This is a genomic window from Streptomyces sp. NPDC024687, assembly GCF_055559055.1.
In genome coordinates this window covers 1,220,410-1,237,560 of record NZ_JBVHLJ010000001.1, presented here as the reverse complement: position 1 = coordinate 1,237,560, position 17,151 = coordinate 1,220,410, and the positions used below count along the sequence as shown (strand labels likewise).

14 protein-coding genes and 1 pseudogene are annotated in these 17,151 nt (G+C 70.3%); 9 read left to right on the top strand and 6 right to left on the bottom strand.

Annotated elements, in window-relative coordinates; all coding sequences use genetic code 11:
• Positions 1-124 precede the first annotated feature (124 nt).
• The 4 genes from ACZ39I_RS05515 to ACZ39I_RS05500 are packed head-to-tail and all read left to right on the top strand — an operon-like array spanning position 125 to position 3,761.
• Positions 125-982, top strand: a complete 858-nt coding sequence (locus tag ACZ39I_RS05515; RefSeq protein ID WP_467242956.1) for an AAC(3) family N-acetyltransferase — start codon at positions 125-127, stop codon at positions 980-982.
• A 10-nt stretch (positions 983-992) separates the two neighbouring features.
• The gene (locus tag ACZ39I_RS05510; RefSeq protein ID WP_403657950.1) at positions 993-1,916 is read left to right on the top strand and encodes an ABC transporter ATP-binding protein; all 924 of its coding nucleotides are present in this window, start codon (positions 993-995) and stop codon (positions 1,914-1,916) included.
• Positions 1,913-2,683, top strand: coding sequence for an ABC transporter permease (locus ACZ39I_RS05505; RefSeq protein WP_467242952.1), 771 nt, complete (start codon positions 1,913-1,915; stop codon positions 2,681-2,683). Before ACZ39I_RS05510 ends, ACZ39I_RS05505 begins: the two co-directional genes overlap by 4 nt.
• Before the next feature lie 55 nt (positions 2,684-2,738).
• Entirely contained in the window at positions 2,739-3,761 is a 1,023-nt protein-coding gene (locus ACZ39I_RS05500) for a COX15/CtaA family protein (protein ID WP_451476624.1), read from the top strand.
• Here ACZ39I_RS05500 and ACZ39I_RS05495 read toward each other — a convergent pair.
• The 4 genes and pseudogenes from ACZ39I_RS05495 to ACZ39I_RS05480 form a co-directional block, all read right to left on the bottom strand.
• Positions 3,716-4,431: pseudogene (locus ACZ39I_RS05495) on the bottom strand (DUF4111 domain-containing protein). The gene ACZ39I_RS05500 and the pseudogene ACZ39I_RS05495 overlap by 46 nt on opposite strands.
• Positions 4,432-4,450: 19 nt before the next feature.
• Positions 4,451-5,557 carry an amidohydrolase family protein gene (locus ACZ39I_RS05490; protein ID WP_467242949.1) on the bottom strand — a complete coding sequence of 369 codons (1,107 nt, stop codon included), beginning with the start codon at positions 5,555-5,557 and terminating at the stop codon, positions 4,451-4,453.
• A gap of 274 nt (positions 5,558-5,831) precedes the next feature.
• Positions 5,832-6,164 (bottom strand): hypothetical protein, encoded by a 333-nt coding sequence (locus ACZ39I_RS05485; protein WP_352390560.1) that lies wholly within the window; start codon positions 6,162-6,164, stop codon positions 5,832-5,834.
• A 44-nt stretch (positions 6,165-6,208) separates the two neighbouring features.
• Positions 6,209-7,162 carry a heme o synthase gene (locus ACZ39I_RS05480; RefSeq protein ID WP_467242946.1) on the bottom strand — a complete coding sequence of 318 codons (954 nt, stop codon included), beginning with the start codon at positions 7,160-7,162 and terminating at the stop codon, positions 6,209-6,211.
• A gap of 355 nt (positions 7,163-7,517) precedes the next feature.
• Between ACZ39I_RS05480 and tkt the strand changes: the two genes are divergently transcribed.
• From tkt to pgl, 5 genes are read left to right on the top strand one after another with little or no spacing between them, the layout of a single operon-like run.
• Positions 7,518-9,620 carry a transketolase gene (gene tkt / locus ACZ39I_RS05475; protein WP_467242943.1) on the top strand — a complete coding sequence of 701 codons (2,103 nt, stop codon included), beginning with the start codon at positions 7,518-7,520 and terminating at the stop codon, positions 9,618-9,620.
• A gap of 31 nt (positions 9,621-9,651) precedes the next feature.
• A complete protein-coding gene (tal, locus tag ACZ39I_RS05470; RefSeq protein WP_467242941.1) occupies positions 9,652-10,770 on the top strand; it encodes a transaldolase in 1,119 nt (372 codons plus the stop codon).
• A 1-nt stretch (position 10,771) separates the two neighbouring features.
• Positions 10,772-12,298, top strand: coding sequence for a glucose-6-phosphate dehydrogenase (zwf, locus tag ACZ39I_RS05465; RefSeq protein ID WP_467243325.1), 1,527 nt, complete (start codon positions 10,772-10,774; stop codon positions 12,296-12,298).
• Positions 12,295-13,446 (top strand): glucose-6-phosphate dehydrogenase assembly protein OpcA, encoded by a 1,152-nt coding sequence (gene opcA, locus ACZ39I_RS05460; protein ID WP_467242938.1) that lies wholly within the window; start codon positions 12,295-12,297, stop codon positions 13,444-13,446. The genes zwf and opcA overlap by 4 nt, the downstream gene beginning before the upstream one ends.
• Positions 13,443-14,225: a 6-phosphogluconolactonase gene (pgl, locus tag ACZ39I_RS05455; protein ID WP_467242936.1), complete on the top strand. Its 783-nt coding sequence runs from the start codon at positions 13,443-13,445 to the stop codon at positions 14,223-14,225. The genes opcA and pgl overlap by 4 nt, the downstream gene beginning before the upstream one ends.
• A 38-nt stretch (positions 14,226-14,263) precedes the next feature.
• On the opposite strand, the gene ACZ39I_RS05450 is transcribed toward pgl, so the two are convergent.
• Together ACZ39I_RS05450 and pgi are read right to left on the bottom strand one after the other, a co-directional pair.
• Entirely contained in the window at positions 14,264-15,031 is a 768-nt protein-coding gene (locus tag ACZ39I_RS05450) for a DsbA family protein (RefSeq protein ID WP_467242934.1), read from the bottom strand.
• Positions 15,032-15,113: 82 nt separating this feature from the next.
• Positions 15,114-16,769 carry a glucose-6-phosphate isomerase gene (pgi, locus tag ACZ39I_RS05445; RefSeq protein ID WP_467242933.1) on the bottom strand — a complete coding sequence of 552 codons (1,656 nt, stop codon included), beginning with the start codon at positions 16,767-16,769 and terminating at the stop codon, positions 15,114-15,116.
• Between the last annotated feature and the right edge of the window lie 382 nt (positions 16,770-17,151).

Genomic DNA, 17,151 nt, shown 5'->3' with positions numbered 1-17,151 from the left:
CCCGCGTCCACCGCGAGGGACGGTGCCCTACATCACTTAGGTACTCCTAACCTGACCTGGGGAAACGATCTTTGATCGATCAAACGGGTGGCGTCCGGCCGTCCTGTCGGGAACACTCGCGAGGATGCCGATACCACCTCCCACCGGCCCACTTGTCACTCGCGAGACCCTCGCCGGACACCTGCGCGAGCTGGGGGTCACAAGCGGCGAGATCCTGCTCGTGCACTCCTCCCTGAGCTCCCTCGGCTGGGTCTGCGGCGGCCCGGTCGCGGTGGTCCAGGCCCTCCTGGACGTCCTGGGCCCGGACGGCACCCTGGTGGTCCCCACCCAGACCGGCGACCTCTCGGACCCGGCGGTGTGGAGCAACCCCCCGGTGCCCGAGGAGTGGTGGGACACCATCCGGGCGACCATGCCCGCCTACGACCCCCTCGTCACGCCCTCACGCGGAGTCGGCGTGATTCCGGAGACCGTACGCACCTGGCCCGGCGCCCTGCGCAGCGCGCACCCGCAGACCTCCTTCGCGGCGACAGGCCCCCGCGCGCGTGACGTGCTCGACGGCCACGCCCCCGACTGCCGTCTCGGCGAGCAGAGCCCCCTGGCCCGCCTCGAGGCCCTCCACGCGCGTGTGCTGCTCCTCGGCGCGGGCTACGACACCTGCACCGGCTTCCATCTCGCCGAGTACCGCGTCCCGGCCCCCCGGGTGCGGGTCGGCCGCCCTGGACCGGACGGCTGGGAGGTGGTCACCGAGGTCTCGATCACCTCGGACCGCTTCGACGAGCTCGGGTACGACTTCGAGCGGGACAGCGGCGTCGTCGTACGGGGAAAGGCGGGCGCGGCCGACGTACGGCTGTTCCCGGTGGCGGACGCGGTGCGGTACGCGCAGCGGTGGCTGACGCTGCACCGCTCACGGGAGGACGTTCCCGGAAATGCGCTGGGTGGAGATCCTGCACCCGCCCGACTGCGGCGCGGGCCGCGAACCTAGACTCGGGCGCATGCGAAGTGAGCCCGTGGTCCAGGTCCACGCCCTGGTGAAGCGGTACGGCACGAAGACCGCCGTGGACGGCCTCGACCTGGTGACCCGGGCGGGCGTGACCGCCGTTCTCGGGCCCAACGGGGCCGGCAAGACGACGACGGTGGAGACCTGCGAGGGATACCGGAAGCCGGACTCCGGCACGGTACGGGTCCTGGGCCTCGACCCGGTGCGACAGGCCCGTGAACTGCACCCGAGGATCGGCGTGATGCTCCAGTCCGGGGGCGTGTACTCGGGCGCCCGGGCCGACGAGATGCTGCGGCACATGGCGAGACTGCACGCGCACCCGCTCGACGTGGACGCGCTGATCGAGCGCCTCGGCCTGGACGGCTGCGGCAGGACGACGTACCGCAGGCTGTCGGGCGGCCAGCAGCAGCGCCTGGCTCTGGCCATGGCCGTCGTGGGCCGGCCGGAACTGGTGTTCCTGGACGAGCCGACCGCGGGGCTCGACCCGCAGGCCCGCCGCGCGACCTGGGACCTGATCCGCGACCTGCGCGCGGACGGTGTCTCGGTGGTCCTGACCACGCACTACATGGACGAGGCCGAGCAGCTCGCCGACGACGTGGCGATCATCGACGGCGGCCGGGTCATCGCCCAGGGCACCCCGGAGGAGCTGTGCCGGGGCGGCGCGGAGAACACCCTGCGCTTCACGGGCCGCCCCGGGCTCGACGTGGGCTCCCTGCTCAAGGCCCTCCCGGCGGACTGCTCGGCGGCCGAACTGACCCCCGGCTCCTACCGGGTCGTGGGCAAGGTCAACCCCCAGCTGCTGGCGACGGTGACGTCCTGGTGCGCCCAGCACGGCGTGATGCCGGAGAAGATCTCGGTGGAACGGCACACCCTGGAAGACGTCTTTCTCGAACTGACCGGCAAGGAGCTGCGCGCGTGACAGCCACCGGTATGTACACCCCGAAGCCGGGCGCGGCGCCCCTGGGACGCATGATCGCGACCCAGGCGGTCCTGGAGACCAAGATGCTCCTGCGCAACGGTGAGCAGCTCCTGCTGACGGTGGTGATCCCGGCCCTGGTGCTGGTCCTGTTCAGCTCGGTGGACATCATCGACACGGGCCAAGGCAAGGCCGTGGACTTCCTCACCCCCGGTGTCCTCGCCCTCGCGGTCATGTCCACGGCGTTCACCGGGCAGGCGATCGCGACCGGCTTCGAGCGCCGCTACGGCGTCCTGAAGCGCCTGGCCTCCTCCCCGCTCCCCCGCTGGGGCCTGATGACGGCGAAGACGGCGTCGGTCCTGGTGACGGAGATCCTCCAGGTGATCCTCCTGACGGCGATCGCCTTCGCGCTGGGCTGGTCCCCGCACGGCAACCCCTTCGCCGTTCTGCTGCTCCTGATCCTCGGCACGGCGGCCTTCTCGGGCCTCGGCCTCCTGATGGCCGGCACCCTGAAGGCGGAGGCGACCCTGGCGGCGGCGAACCTGGTCTTCCTCCTGCTGCTGGTGGGCGGCGGAGTGATGGTCCCCCTGTCCAAGTTCCCTTCGAGCACCCAGGACGTACTGAGCCTGCTCCCCATCACGGCCCTGTCCGACGGCCTGCGGGACGTGCTCCAGCACGGGACCGGGATGCCATGGGGAGATCTGGGGATTCTGGCGGTGTGGGCGGTGGCGGGCCTGGCCTTGGCGGGACGCTTCTTCCGCTGGGAGTAGGGGGCCACTGGGAGTAGGGGGCCCTCGTGAAAGCGTGCACAAGCTGCCCCCTACGATGGAAAGCGTGCCGAACCTGACCCGTGCCGACGCCGTAGCGGCCGTCCGCAACCCGCTCGCCTTCATCGCCGCACGCTGGACCCCGACCCCCCGGACGGTTCAGCGGGCGGCTCTCTCCGCGCTCGTCATGGCGGTGGTCATCGTGGTCACCGGCGGGGCGGTGCGGCTGACCGGGTCGGGGCTCGGGTGCCCGACCTGGCCCAAGTGCACCGACGACTCGCTGACCGCGACCAGCGCGATGGGCTTCCACGGGGCCATCGAGTTCGGCAACCGGATGCTGACGTACGTGCTGTGCGCCGCCGTCGGGTGGGCGATCATCGCCGCGCGCTCCGAGAAGCCGTACCGGCGCAGCCTGACCCGGCTGGGCTGGGCGCAGTTCTGGATCGTGATGAGCAACGCGATCCTCGGCGGCATCGTCGTGCTCGTGGGTCTCAACCCGTACACCGTCGCGGCGCACTTCGTGGCGACGACGGCCCTGATCACGGTCGCCGCGGTGATGTGGCAGCGCACCCGTGAGGGCGACACGGCACCCCGCCCGCTGGTCGGCAGGCCCGTGCAGCAGCTGGTGTGGTTCATGGTCGCGGCCGCCGCCCTGCTGATCCTGGTCGGCACGGTCGTGACCGGCGCCGGACCGCACGCCGGTGACTCCAGCGAGGTCGACCGGATGCCGCTGGACTGGGAGACGGTGGCCAAGGTGCACGCCGTCCTGGCCTGGATCGTGGTGTCGCTGACCTTCGCCCTGTGGTTCATCCTCAAGGCGGTCGACGCCCCCAAGGGCCCCCTGCACCGCACCCGCGACCTCTTCCTGGTCCTGCTGTCCCAGGGCGTCATCGGCTACGTCCAGTACTTCACGGACCTGCCCGAGTTCCTGGTCGGTCTGCACATGCTCGGCTCGGCCCTGGTGTGGATCGGTGTCCTGCGCGTCCTGCTGGCCCTGCGGGAGCGGTCCGAGGGGGAGCCGTCCGAGGTACCGGCTCAGTCGTACGCCGCCACCAGTTCGTCGATCGCCGGGCCCAGGTAGCCGCGGGTCAGCGCCGCCCTGTTCTCGACGGCGGGTCCGGGCTCGCCGTAGCGGCGCCGCCGGATGTCCTCGACGAGCTCCACGGGCGCCCCGAGCCCCGGCAGCAGTTCCAGCGCCTCGCGCTTGCTGATCAGTCGCCCTTCCCGCAGGGTGACGCTCGCGCGGGCGAAGGTCAGCAGCCCCCCGTCGACCCACACGTCCCGCGTCCACAGCGGGGCGTTGTCGAGGGCCGGGCGCCAGAAGTCGCGCTGGTCACGGACGACGAAGTCGGCGAGCTCGCGGTCCGACACCGGCGGCAGCAGTTCCGCGGGCGGTTTCCCCAGCAGCACCCGCCCGAAGCTGTGCAGTTCGCGCTGGGTCACCGCGGTGACCGGCCGCTTGAACAGCTCCTCGTGCGCCCAGGTGAGGTGGCGGCGGCCCGGATCGGCCGACGGTGTCAGGTAGGTGCAGTGCAGCTGCCCGGACAGCGGCTCGGCCCGCAGCCGCGCGTGCAGCGTCGCCAGCCGCCAGACCGTCCGCGGCCCCAGCCGGTCGAGTACGGCGATCAGATCCAGGCACTGCGGCCCTCCTGGTAGTCGCCGCCGGCCAGCGAGCCGTGGGCCCAGACGGCGACGGGCTCGAGCGGGGCGAGCCCGGTCAGGAAGCGGTCGAGTAACACCTCGGTCTGCATGCATCCCATCCTGTACAGCTCACTCCAGCCCGTAAACCCTGCGCGCGTTCCCCGCCGCGATGAGCCCCGCCACCCGCTGCGCGTCGGCCAGCGACCAGGCCCCCTCCGTGACCCAGCCGCCCAGCACCCGGGCCAGCGCCTCACGGAACAGGCGGGCGCCCACCACATGCAGTTCCGGCAGGCTGTGGGCCCCGCTGGAGAAGACGATCTTGCCGAAGGGGGCCAGTTCCAGGATCTCCGCGAGGACGGTCGCCGCGCGGGCGCCGGTGCGCGCGAGGGCGGCGCCGGAGTCGGCGTAGACGTGCGGGAAGACCCCGGCGAGATGGGCGGCGTGCCGGTGATAGGGGTAGCTGTGCAGCAGGACGAGGTCGGTGCCGAGGCCCGCGGTGGCCCGGACGAAGTCGGTGAGCAGGACGGGGTCCGTGCGGTCGATGCGCAGGCCCGGTTCGCCGAGCCCGGCGTGGAGTTGGAGGGGCAGGCCGGAGGCGGCCGCGATCCACAGCAGGTGCCGTAGCAGGACGGGGTCGGACAGCTCGCCGCCCACCCGGCGGCCCGCCAGCCACCGGCCGGCCGCGCCCCGCACCTCTCCGGGCCCCGGCGGCTCGGGCGCGAGCGCCAGTCCGTGCCGTACGCCCGCCACCGAGGTGAAGGCGACCGCGCTCGCGGCGGCCCCGTGCACCGACTCGGCGAGGTTGGCGAGGAAGGACTCGACCGTGCCGGAGGTGTCGGCGACCTGTTCGGCGAGGAGTTCCAGGCGCACGATCTCGCGGGCCTCGGCGGCCGCGGCGGAGGCCAGTTCGGTGGGTCCCGTGAGGTCGCCGGGCAGTCCGGTGTCGACCAGATAGGTCGTGATGCCGCTGCCGCGGAGCAGCCGGCGGCCCGCTTCCAGGACGCCCAGTTCACGGCGCCGGGCCAGGTAGCGGGCGGGCGGACAGTGCGGTTCCAGGTCGAGCAGGGGCGGGCACCACCGCCGTACGGCGAACCCCGTCTGGGTGTCGAACAGGGTGGTCCCCGGGGCGGGCGGGCCCTCGGTGCGGGCCAGCTGGGCCTCGAAGGTGCCGAGACCCAGCTCCGTCCTCAGTACGCCGTGGCAGTACTGGTCCACGAGGGACGGCGTTTCGATCATCCGGGCTCCCCGTGGCAGGACTGTGCGCTTGCTACAGGTCCTAACGGGTGAACCGGGCGTCAGGTGTTGCTGTCACACACCCCGTGCGAAGCGCGCCGCGGGTTGAGCCGTTTCGCCCACGCTGAGGGACCCTGCCGGCCTTCGCGCGACTGCGGGTCCGTCGTGGCCGGTCAGGCCCAGTCTGGGTCGCCGACGTGCGCTCCGGAGCGCTGACCCGGCTCACCCCGACACCCCGGACAGTGCTACAGCCCCGCGCCCTTTCGAAGCGCGTTGCTCAGTCGTTCGAGGGGCCGCCGACCTGGATGCCCGCCATCCGGCTCCACTCGTACGGCCCGGTCTTCACCTTCGCGGCGAACTCGCCGTCGAACTCCTCGTGAACAGTGATGCCGGACTTCTCGACGGCCTTCTCGGCGATCTCGTACGAGGGGGCCACCAGGTCGCCCCAGCCGCCGTCCTCACCGACGAGGACGATCCGGGTGCCGCGCTCGCCGATGTAGGCCAGCTGGCCCTCGGCGCCGCCGTGCTCCTTGGAGAAGGCGCTGATCTGCTTGGCGAGCCGGGCGACCTTGCGCTCGGCCTTCGCGTCAACCTGCTGCGTGTCTGCCATGACCAGGATGCTACCGACGGGTAGAGGGGACGGCGACGTGACCCTCACCTCAGGAAGGGGTCGACCGCCACGGCGACGAAGAGGATCGACACATAGGTGATCGACCAGTGGAACAGCCGCATCTCCTTGAGCTTCGCGCCCGTCACCTCGGCCTTGGCCCGGTTCTGCAGGCCGTGCGCCTCCCACAGCCAGAAGCCGCCCGCGAGCAGCGCGACCGCCGTGTAGAACCAGCCGGTGTAGCCGAGCGGCTGCAGCAGCAGCGACACCCCGACCATCACCCAGCTGTAGAGGACGATCTGCCTCGCGACGACCTTGTTGGAGGCGACCACCGGAAGCATCGGCACGCCCACGCGCGCGTAGTCCTCGCGCACCTTCATGGACAGCGGCCAGTAGTGCGGCGGCGTCCAGAAGAACATGACCAGGAAGAGGATGATCGGCGCCCACGCCATGGAGTTCGTGACAGAGGACCAGCCGATGAGGACCGGCAGGCAGCCGGCGATGCCGCCCCACACGATGTTCTGCGAGGTACGACGCTTGAGGATCATCGTGTAGACGATGACGTAGAAGAGCAGCGCTCCGAGCGACAGCCAGGCGGACAGCCAGTTGACGGTGAGGCCGAACAGCAGCGTCGAGACGACCGCCAGCGTGATGCCGAAGGCCAGGCACTCGCGCGGCGACACCATGCCGGTCACCAGTGGACGCTGCGAGGTGCGGTCCATGAGCGCGTCGATGTCACGGTCGATGTACATGTTGAGCGCGTTGGCGCCGCCGGCCGAGAGATAGCCGCCGACACAGGTCAGCAGGACCAGCTTCAGATCCGGCACACCCTGCTGCGCCAGGAACATCACCGGAACGGTGGTGATCAGCAGCAGCTCGATGATCCGGGGCTTGGTCAGCGCCACGAATGCCTTGACACGGGCCCCGAACGGCCGGTGACTCGAGCTCTTGCTCTCCCCCAGCACTCCGGCTGGACGGGATTCGACGGCCGTCACGCACACCCCTACAGAGACATCCCAGCGAGCCTCACCCGTGTGAAGTACCGGTAAAGGCTCGCGCGTACCACGCCACTGTAGACGTTGCCCATACCCGGGCATTCGCGGGGGTCGGATCGTGTCCGGGGACGGCCCCGGAAGAGCTCGGCGCCACTCGGTTGAGCACTCGTACGAGCGGCTGCGTATTCACTTGCCGAATGCCGGTACGGGCCAGTCGGCAAGCGGATCCCCGCCCGGCCCGGCAGTCTGGAATGACTCGAAAAGACGCACGTACTTGCGGGGGTAGGCTCGACAACGGCCGGGCGTCCCGTGCACCGGCATTTCGACATGCGTGACATGTGGAGAGGAGCCCTGACCCAGGGTGAGCACCAAGCCGACCACCACAGACCTCGAGTGGACCGAGTTGGACCAGCGGGCCGTCGACACCGCCCGCGTCCTGGCCGCCGACGCCGTACAGAAGGTCGGTAACGGCCATCCCGGTACGGCGATGAGCCTGGCTCCCGCCGCCTACACCCTCTTCCAGAAGGTGATGCGGCACGACCCGGCCGACCCCGACTGGGTCGGGCGCGACCGCTTCGTGCTGTCCGCCGGCCATTCGTCCCTGACCCTCTACACCCAGCTGTACCTGGCCGGTTTCGGCCTGGAGCTGGACGACCTCAAGGCCTTCCGCACCTGGGGCTCGAAGACCCCGGGCCACCCGGAGTACGGCCACACCAAGGGCGTGGAGACCACCACCGGTCCCCTCGGCCAGGGTGTCGCCAACGCGGTCGGCATGGCGATGGCCGCCCGCTACGAGCGCGGTCTGTTCGACCCGGAGGCGCCCGAGGGCACCTCCCCCTTCGACCACTTCGTCTTCGCCATCGCCGGTGACGGCTGCCTCCAGGAGGGCATCTCCGCCGAGGCGTCCTCGATGGCAGGCCACCAGAAGCTCGGCAACCTGATCCTGCTGTGGGACGACAACCACATCTCGATCGAGGGCGACACCGAGACGGCCGTCTCCGAGGACACGGCTCTGCGCTACGAGGCGTACGGCTGGCACGTCCAGCGTGTCGAGCCGCAGGCCAACGGCGACCTGGACCCGGTCGCGATCTTCGAGGCGATCGAGAAGGCCAAGGCGGTCACCGACCGGCCGTCCTTCATCGCGATGCGCTCGATCATCGCCTGGCCCGCCCCGAACGCCCAGAACACCGAGGCCGCCCACGGCTCGGCGCTCGGCGACGACGAGGTCGCGGCGACCAAGCGGGTGCTGGGCTTCGACCCCGAGCAGTCCTTCGAGGTGTCCGACGAGGTCATCAACCACACCCGGCAGGCGCTGGAGCGCGGCCGCCAGGCGAAGGCCGAGTGGGAGAAGTCCTTCCAGGAGTGGCGGAACAACAACCCCGAGCGCGCGGCCGAGTTCGAGCGCGTCGCCGCGGGTGAGCTGCCCAAGGACTGGGAGTCGGCGATCCCGGTCTTCGAGCCCGGCAAGGGCGTCGCGACCCGTGCCGCGTCCGGCAAGGTCCTGCAGGCCCTCGGCGCCGTGATCCCCGAGCTGTGGGGCGGCTCCGCCGACCTCGCGGGCTCCAACAACACGACGATCGACAAGAACAGTTCGTTCCTCCCGGCGGACAACCCGCTGCCTGAGGCGGACCCGTACGGCCGCACGATCCACTTCGGCATCCGCGAGCACTCCATGGCCGCGGAGATGAACGGCATCGCGCTGCACGGCAACACCCGTATCTACGGCGGTACGTTCCTCGTCTTTTCCGACTACATGCGCAACTCCGTCCGGCTCTCGGCGTTGATGCACCTGCCGGTGACGTACGTGTGGACGCACGACTCGATCGGTCTGGGCGAGGACGGCCCGACGCACCAGCCGGTCGAGCACCTGGCCTCGCTGCGCGCGATCCCCGGTCTGAACGTGGTCCGCCCCGCGGACGCCAACGAGACCGCGATCGCCTGGCGCGAGATCCTGGGCCGCTGGACCAAGGAGTTCGGCAAGGGTGCCCCGCACGGCCTGGCGCTGACCCGTCAGGGCGTGCCGGCGTACGAGCCCAACGAGGACGCCGCCAAGGGCGGTTACGTCCTGTTCGAGGCCGAAGGGCCCTCCGGGCAGGACACCGAGCCGCAGGTCATCCTGATCGCCACCGGTTCCGAGGTGCACGTGGCCGTCGAGGCGCGTGAGCAGCTCCAGGCCGACGGTGTGCCGACGCGTGTCGTCTCCATGCCGTGCGTGGAGTGGTTCGAGGAGCAGGACCAGGGGTACCGGGACAGCGTCCTGCTTCCGTCCGTGAGGGCCCGTGTCGCGGTCGAGGCGGGTATCGGTCTGACCTGGCACAAGTACGTCGGGGACGCCGGCCGCATCGTTTCCCTGGAGCACTTCGGTGCTTCCGCGGACGCCAAGGTCCTCTTCCGGGAGTTCGGCTTCACCGGCGAGAACGTGGCCGCACAGGCACGGGAATCTCTCGCCGCCGCCCAGCGCTGACGCTCACATACGACTTAGGAGATGTAATTCCATGACAGACGCACTCAAGCGCCTCTCCGAGGAAGGCGTGGCGATCTGGCTGGACGACCTGTCGCGCAAGCGGATCACGTCCGGCAACCTCGCCGAGCTGATCGACCAGCAGCACGTCGTGGGCGTCACCACCAACCCGTCGATCTTCCAGAAGGCGATCTCCGAGGGCGACGGTTACGACCAGCAGCTCTCCGACCTGGCCTTCCGCAAGGTGTCCGTCGAAGAGGCCATCCGCATGATCACGACGGCGGACGTCCGCGACGCCGCCGACATCCTGCGCCCGGTCTTCGACGCGACGGGCGGCCAGGACGGCCGCGTGTCCATCGAGGTCGACCCGCGCCTGGCGCACAACCTCAAGGCGACCGTCGCCGAGGCCAAGCAGCTCGCCTGGCTCGTCGACCGCCCCAACACCCTCATCAAGATCCCGGCCACCCAGGCCGGCATCCCCGCGATCACCGAGGTCATCGGCCTCGGGATCAGCGTCAACGTCACGCTGATCTTCTCGCTGGAGCGCTACCGCCTGGTCATGGACGCCTTCCTGGCCGGTCTGGAGAAGGCCAAGGAGCGGGGTCTGGACCTGTCGAAGATCCACTCCGTGGCGTCCTTCTTCGTGTCCCGCGTGGACACCGAGATCGACAAGCGCCTCGACGCGCTCGGCACCGACGAGGCCAAGGCCGCCCGCGGCAAGGCCGGTCTGGCCAACGCGCGCCTGGCGTACCAGGCGTACGAGGAGGTCTTCTCGGGCGAGCGCTGGGCGAAGCTGGAGAACGCCGGCGCGAACAAGCAGCGTCCGCTGTGGGCCTCAACCGGCGTCAAGGACCCCGCGTACAAGAAGACCATGTACGTCGAGGAACTGGTCGCGCCGAACACGGTGAACACCATGCCGGAGGCGACGCTGTTCGCCACCGAGGAGCAGGGTGAGATCCGCGGCGACGCCGTCTCGGGCACCTACGAGCAGGCGCGCGCCGACCTCGACGCGCTGGAGAAGCTCGGCATCTCGTACGACGAGGTGGTTCAGCTCCTGGAGGACGAGGGCGTCGAGAAGTTCGAGGCGGCCTGGAACGACCTGCTCAAGTCGACCGAGGCGGAGCTTCAGCGCCTCGCCCCCTCGGAGGGCTGACATCTTGTCGAGCAGCAACCCGCTGCGTGACCCCGCCGACCGACGGCTCCCGCGTATCGCGGGGCCGTCGGGCCTGGTCATCTTCGGCGTCACGGGCGATTTGTCACGAAAGAAGCTCATGCCCGCCGTGTACGACCTCGCGAACCGGGGTCTGCTGCCGCCGGGCTTCTCACTGGTCGGCTTCGCCCGGCGGGACTGGGAGAACGAGGACTTCGCGGAAGTCGTCCACGACGCCGTCAAGGAACACGCCCGGACGCCGTTCCGCGAGGAGGTCTGGCAGCAGCTCATCCAGGGGATGCGCTTCGTCCAGGGCACCTTCGACGACGACGACTCGTTCGAGCGGCTGCGCGACACCATCGACGAACTCGACAAGGCGCAGGGCACCGGCGGCAACTTCGCCTTCTACCTGTCCGTGCCGCCGTCGGCCTTCCCCGTGGTCATCCAGCAGCTGAAGAAGCACCGGCTGGCCGACCAGTCGAGCGGCTCCTGGCGGCGCGCGGTCATCGAGAAGCCCTTCGGCCACGACCTGAAGTCGGCCGAGGAGCTCAACGCGACCGTCGAGGAGGTCTTCGCCCCGGACCAGGTCTTCCGCATCGACCACTACCTGGGCAAGGAGACCGTCCAGAACATCCTGGCGCTGCGCTTCGCCAACACGATGTTCGAGCCGATCTGGAACCGGTCCTTCGTGGACCACGTGCAGATCACCATGGCCGAGGACATCGGCATCGGCGGCCGGGCCGGCTACTACGACGGCATCGGTGCTGCCCGTGACGTCATCCAGAACCACCTGCTCCAGCTGATGGCCCTCACCGCGATGGAGGAGCCCGCCTCCTTCGACGCGGACGCGCTGGCCGCGGAGAAGACCAAGGTGCTCGGCGCGGTGAAGCTGCCGAAGGACCTGGGACTCAACACCGTGCGCGGACAGTACGCGGCGGGCTGGCAGGGCGGCGCGAAGGCGGTCGGCTACCTCGAAGAGGACGGCATCGACCCGCAGTCCAAGACCGACACGTACGCGGCCATCAAGGTGGAGATCGACAACCGCCGCTGGGCGGGCGTCCCCTTCTACCTGCGCACCGGCAAGCGGCTCGGCCGCCGGGTCACCGAGATCGCGGTGGTCTTCCAGCGGGCACCGCACTCCCCCTTCGACACGACGGCCACCGAGGAGCTCGGCTCCAACGCGATCGTCATCCGCGTCCAGCCCGACGAGGGCGTCACCGTCCGCTTCGGCTCCAAGGTGCCGGGCACCTCGATGGAGATCCGGGACGTGTCCATGGACTTCGCCTACGGCGAGTCGTTCACGGAGTCCTCTCCCGAGGCGTACGAGCGTCTGATCCTCGACGTCCTGCTCGGCGACTCGAACCTCTTCCCCCGTACGGAGGAGGTCGAGCTGTCCTGGAAGATCCTCGACCCGATCGAGGAGTACTGGGACACGCACGGCAAGCCCGCCCAGTACCCCTCCGGTACCTGGGGCCCGGTCGAGGCGGACGAAATGCTCGCACGAGAGGGACGGAGCTGGCGCCGGCCATGAAGACAGACCTCACGGACACCACGGCCAGCAAGATCAACAAGGCCCTGGTCAAGGCCCGCCGCGCCATCGGCACACCGGCCGTCGGCATGGTGCTCACCCTCGTCATCGTCACGGACGAGGAGAACGCCTACGACGCCCTCAAGGCCGCCAACGACGCGTCCCGCGAGCACCCCTCGCGGACGCTGGTGGTCATCAAGCGGGTGTCGCGCAGTCCTCGCGACCGCACCCAGTCCCGCCTCGACGCCGAGGTACGGGTGGGCGCGGACGCGGGCACCGGCGAGACAGTGGTGCTACGGCTGTACGGCGAGGTCGTCGACCACGCCCAGTCGGTCGTCCTTCCGCTGCTGCTGCCGGACGCGCCGGTCGTCGTCTGGTGGCCGTCGGACGCACCGCTCGACCCGGCCGGGGACCCGCTCGGGGCGCTCGCCCAGCGGCGGGTCACCGACACGTACGCCTCGGAGCAGCCGGTGCGTGAGCTGACGGCACGCGCCGACGCCTACACGCCGGGCGACACCGACCTCTCCTGGACCCGGATCACGCCGTGGCGCTCGATGCTGGCCGCCGCACTCGACCAGGTCACCTGCAAGGTGGAGGCCGTCGAGGTGGAGGGCGAGGAGTTCAACCCGAGCTGCGAGCTGCTGGCGATGTGGCTGGCGGACCGGCTGGACGTGCCGGTGAAGCGGTCGCTGTCGAACGGTCCCGGCCTCACGGCGGTCCGCATGCACACGGACAGCGGTCCGATCGTCCTGGACCGTGCCGACGGCTCGCTGGCCACGCTCTCCATCCAGGGGCAGCCGGACCGTGCGGTGGCGCTCAAGCGCCGGGACACGGCCGAGCTGATCGCGGAGGAGCTGCGCAGGCTGGACCCGGACGACACGTACGCCTCCGCGCTGCGGTTCGGGGTGGAACGGCTGAACCCGTCGGTGCCCTTTCCGGAACCTGCTCCCAAAGGAGAACCCGGCTCCGGTGCCGGCGGACCCGGCTCCGGAGATTCCGTCTCCGCGGAGCCGGCCGCAGCCGGAGCCTCCGCGGAAGTCGCCGTCAAAGCCCCTGTCGAGGGCCCTGCGAAAGCTTCCGGGCGGGAAGCGGCGCCGTCGGCATCGCTGAAGCCGGTCCCTTCCGGCCTGTCCGGGAAGGCGGCGAAGTGAGCACTCCGCAGCTGGTCGTGCACCACGACAAGGAGCTGATGGCGCAGGCCGCCGCGGCCCGTCTGATCACGAAGATCGTCGACGCGCAGGCCTCCCGGGGCTCGGCGTCGGTGGTCCTCACAGGCGGCCGCAACGGCAACGGCCTGCTCACCGCCCTCGCCACGGCCCCCGCCCGGGACGCCGTGGACTGGGGCCGCCTGGACCTGTGGTGGGGCGACGAGCGCTTCCTGCCCGAGGGCGACCCGGAGCGCAATGACACACAGGCCCGCGAGGCCCTGCTCGACGCCGTACCGCTGGACCCGAAGCGCGTGCACGCCATGCCCGCGTCGGACGGTCCGCACGGGGACGACGTCGAGGCGGCCGCGGCGGCCTACGCCGAGGAGCTGGCCCGCGCGGCCGGCCCCGAGAACCATGGCGCGGTCCCGACTTTCGACGTGCTGATGCTCGGCGTCGGCCCGGACACCCATGTGGCGTCCCTGTTCCCCGAGCTCCCGGCGGTCCGGGAGACGGAACGCACGGTCGTCGGTGTCCACGGGGCCCCGAAGCCCCCGCCGACCCGGATCTCCTTGACCCTGCCCGCGATCCGCTCCGCGCGCGAGGTGTGGCTGCTCGCCGCCGGCGAGGACAAGGCGCAGGCCGCGGCGATCGCCCTGTCCGGCGCGGGCGAGATCCAGGCCCCGGCGGCGGGCGCACGCGGCCGGGCCCGCACCCTGTGGCTGCTGGACTCGGCGGCGGCCTCCCAGCTGCCGAGGTCGCTGTATCCGCCGGCTTCGTCGTAACACCAGCCCCGCGTACGGCAGTCGACGCCGGGTCTCTCTCAGGAGAGGCCCGGCGCTCCTGTGACGTCCGGGAAGTCGTACGCTCCCCACTCCCCCGGCGCCTTGCGAATCTGCCGGAGCAGGTCGGAGAACAGCGGCGCGTCGAAGAGCAGGCCGTTGTAGTCGTCCGGGACGCGTTTGTAGTTGATCACTGCGGTCGGTGTGCCCGGGCCTTTGGGTTCCGCACTGCCGCCGGCGCTCTCGTATGCCTTCTCGGAAGCTTTCACGAAGGCCTGGTACTTCATGTCCTTCACCGCCGAGTCGAAGGCCGGTCCACGCAAGCCGTCGACCTGCTCGGCCAGTTCGAGCAGGCGGGCGTCGGTGAAGCCGTCCTCGGCCTCCTCGGGCTGGTGGCGGTAGAGCACCTGGTGGTACTCCGCGAACCTGCCCTGCGCCAGCGCCGCCCGCAGCGCGTTGACCGCCTTCTTCGAGCCGCTGCCGCCGAGCCTGTCGTCCAGGAAGGACGCCAGGGTGTACTCGGTCCGCGCCTCGCCCCGCACGGTCGCCTCGCGCAGCTCCGGGCCGGCGCCGGTGGACTCGAACTCCTCGCAGACCGGACACCGTGGGTCCTCGTAGAGGTGCACCGTCACCGGGGCGTGCGGGTTGCCGACGGCGATCGTCGTACCGTCCGGGCCGAGCTTCTCCGGAACACTCTCCAGACTGCGGTAAGCGTCTTCGGGAGGCGTGCCCCGCTGCCCGCAACCCGCGAGCACCGCCCCCACAAGGGTCGCCGTGAGTGCCACGGCGACCCGTCCCCCCTGCTTCATCCGTACCTCTCGTCTCCCCGGAATCACCGTGACCCTAGGGCATGGGCACAGAAAACGCACAGGAGTTCTGACAGAGGGTGTTCTACTGCCGTCCGCGCAGCTCGCGGTAGGTCGCCACCAGCGCCTTGGTCGAAGCGTCCAGGCCCGGTACCTCGGCGCCCTCGGTGAGTGCCGGTTCGACGCGCTTGGCGAGGACCTTGCCGAGTTCGACGCCCCACTGGTCGAAGGAGTCGATGTTCCAGACCGCGCCCTGGACGAACACCTTGTGTTCGTAGAGGGCGATGAGCTGGCCGAGGACGGACGGGGTGAGTTCCTTCGCGAGGATCGTGGTCGTCGGGTGGTTGCCCCGGAACGTCTTGTGCGGAACCAGCTCCTCGGCCGCCCCCTCCGCCCGCACCTCGTCCGGCGTCTTGCCGAAGGCCAGCGCCTGGGTCTGGGCGAAGAAGTTCGCCATGAGCAGGTCGTGCTGGGCCTTGAGCACGTCGGAGAGCTCGGCGACCGGCTCGGCGAAGCCGATGAAGTCCGCCGGGATCAGCTTGGTGCCCTGGTGGATGAGCTGGTAGTAGGCGTGCTGCCCGTTGGTGCCGGGCGTGCCCCACACCACTGGTCCGGTCTGCCACTGAACCGGGTTGCCGTCCCGGTCCACCGACTTGCCGTTGGACTCCATGTCCAGTTGCTGCAGGTAGGCGGTGAACTTGGACAGGTAGTGGGAGTAGGGCAGAACGGCGTGCGACTGCGCGTCGTGGAAGTTGCCGTACCAGATGCCCAACAGGCCGAGCAGCAAAGGCACGTTGGCCTCCGCCGGGGCGGTGCGGAAGTGCTCGTCGACGAGGTGGAAGCCGTCGAGCATCTCGCGGAAGCGGTCCGGGCCGATGGCGATCATCAGGGAGAGGCCGATCGCCGAGTCGTAGGAGTAGCGGCCGCCCACCCAGTCCCAGAACTCGAACATGTTGGCTGTGTCGATGCCGAAGTCCGACACCTTCTCGGCGTTGGTCGACAGCGCCACGAAGTGCCGGGCGACGGCTTCCTGACCGGTCTTCAGCTCACCGAGCAGCCACTCGCGGGCCGAGGTGGCGTTGGTGATCGTCTCGATCGTGGTGAAGGTCTTGGAGGCGATGACGAACAGCGTCTCGGCGGCGTCCAGGTCGCGGGTGGCCTCGTGCAGGTCGGCACCGTCGACGTTCGACACGAAGCGGACGGTGAGGTCGCGGTCGGTGAAGCCGCGCAGCACCTCGTACGCCATGGCGGGGCCCAGGTCGGAGCCGCCGATACCGATGTTGACGACGTTCTTGATCCGCTTGCCGGTGTGGCCGGTCCACTCGCCGGAGCGGACCCGGTTCGCGAAGTCGCTCATCCTGTCGAGCACGGCGTGCACGCCCGGGACGACGTTCGCCCCGTCGACCTCGATCACCGCGTCACGCGGGGCGCGCAGAGCGGTGTGCAGTACGGCCCTGTCCTCGGTCGGGTTGATCTTCTCGCCGCGGAACATGGCGTCCCGCAGGCCGAAAACGTCGGTCGCGGCGGCGAGTTCACGCAGCAGCCGCAGCGTCTCGTCGGTGACCAGGTGCTTGGAGTAGTCGACGTACAGGTCACCGACCCGCAGTGTGTACCCGGTGCCGCGCCCGGGGTCGGCGGCGAACAGCTCCCTCAGCCGCACCTCGCCGAGCTCCTCGCGGTGCTCGGCCAGCGCGGTCCATTCGGGTGTCCGGTTGAGCCTGGTACGGCCGTCTGCGTTCATGTCCGACTTCAGCCTTCTTTCGTGCCTGTCCCAGCTGTTCCAACCTAGTTGATCATCGCGGGGCGCGAGCCGTGCCGGCGTCGGCGCCCGGCGCAACCACAGGTACGTGCGCGCGGAGCGCGGGTATCAGCGAGGGAACGGACCGGACTCGAGCAAAGCCCCCCGGGCGGCGCGCGCGGTGAACCTCGCGGCGGCAGCACAGATCGGGGCCCCCGCGCCCATGGGCCCGGCCGGGCCCCGCGTCAGAATCCCGGCCGGTACGTCCTCCACCCTGCCGGTGAACCGAAGACGGCCGTCGCCTGGGCGAACGGGCCGTGGACCGCGCGCACCTGTCGCACGCGGGCACCGAACCGGCCGCTCGCCACTTCCCCGGCCGCGGCCG

Coding starts and splice junctions, on each gene's coding strand:
- ACZ39I_RS05515 (WP_467242956.1), top strand. CDS start 125: ATGCCGATACCACCTCCCACCGGCCCACTTGTCACTCGCGAGACCCTC.
- ACZ39I_RS05510 (WP_403657950.1), top strand. CDS start 993: ATGCGAAGTGAGCCCGTGGTCCAGGTCCACGCCCTGGTGAAGCGGTAC.
- ACZ39I_RS05500 (WP_451476624.1), top strand. CDS start 2,739: ATGGAAAGCGTGCCGAACCTGACCCGTGCCGACGCCGTAGCGGCCGTC.
- ACZ39I_RS05490 (WP_467242949.1), bottom strand. CDS start 5,557: ATGATCGAAACGCCGTCCCTCGTGGACCAGTACTGCCACGGCGTACTG.
- ACZ39I_RS05485 (WP_352390560.1), bottom strand. CDS start 6,164: ATGGCAGACACGCAGCAGGTTGACGCGAAGGCCGAGCGCAAGGTCGCC.
- tal (WP_467242941.1), top strand. CDS start 9,652: ATGACAGACGCACTCAAGCGCCTCTCCGAGGAAGGCGTGGCGATCTGG.
- opcA (WP_467242938.1), top strand. CDS start 12,295: ATGAAGACAGACCTCACGGACACCACGGCCAGCAAGATCAACAAGGCC.
- ACZ39I_RS05450 (WP_467242934.1), bottom strand. CDS start 15,031: ATGAAGCAGGGGGGACGGGTCGCCGTGGCACTCACGGCGACCCTTGTG.
- pgi (WP_467242933.1), bottom strand. CDS start 16,769: ATGAACGCAGACGGCCGTACCAGGCTCAACCGGACACCCGAATGGACC.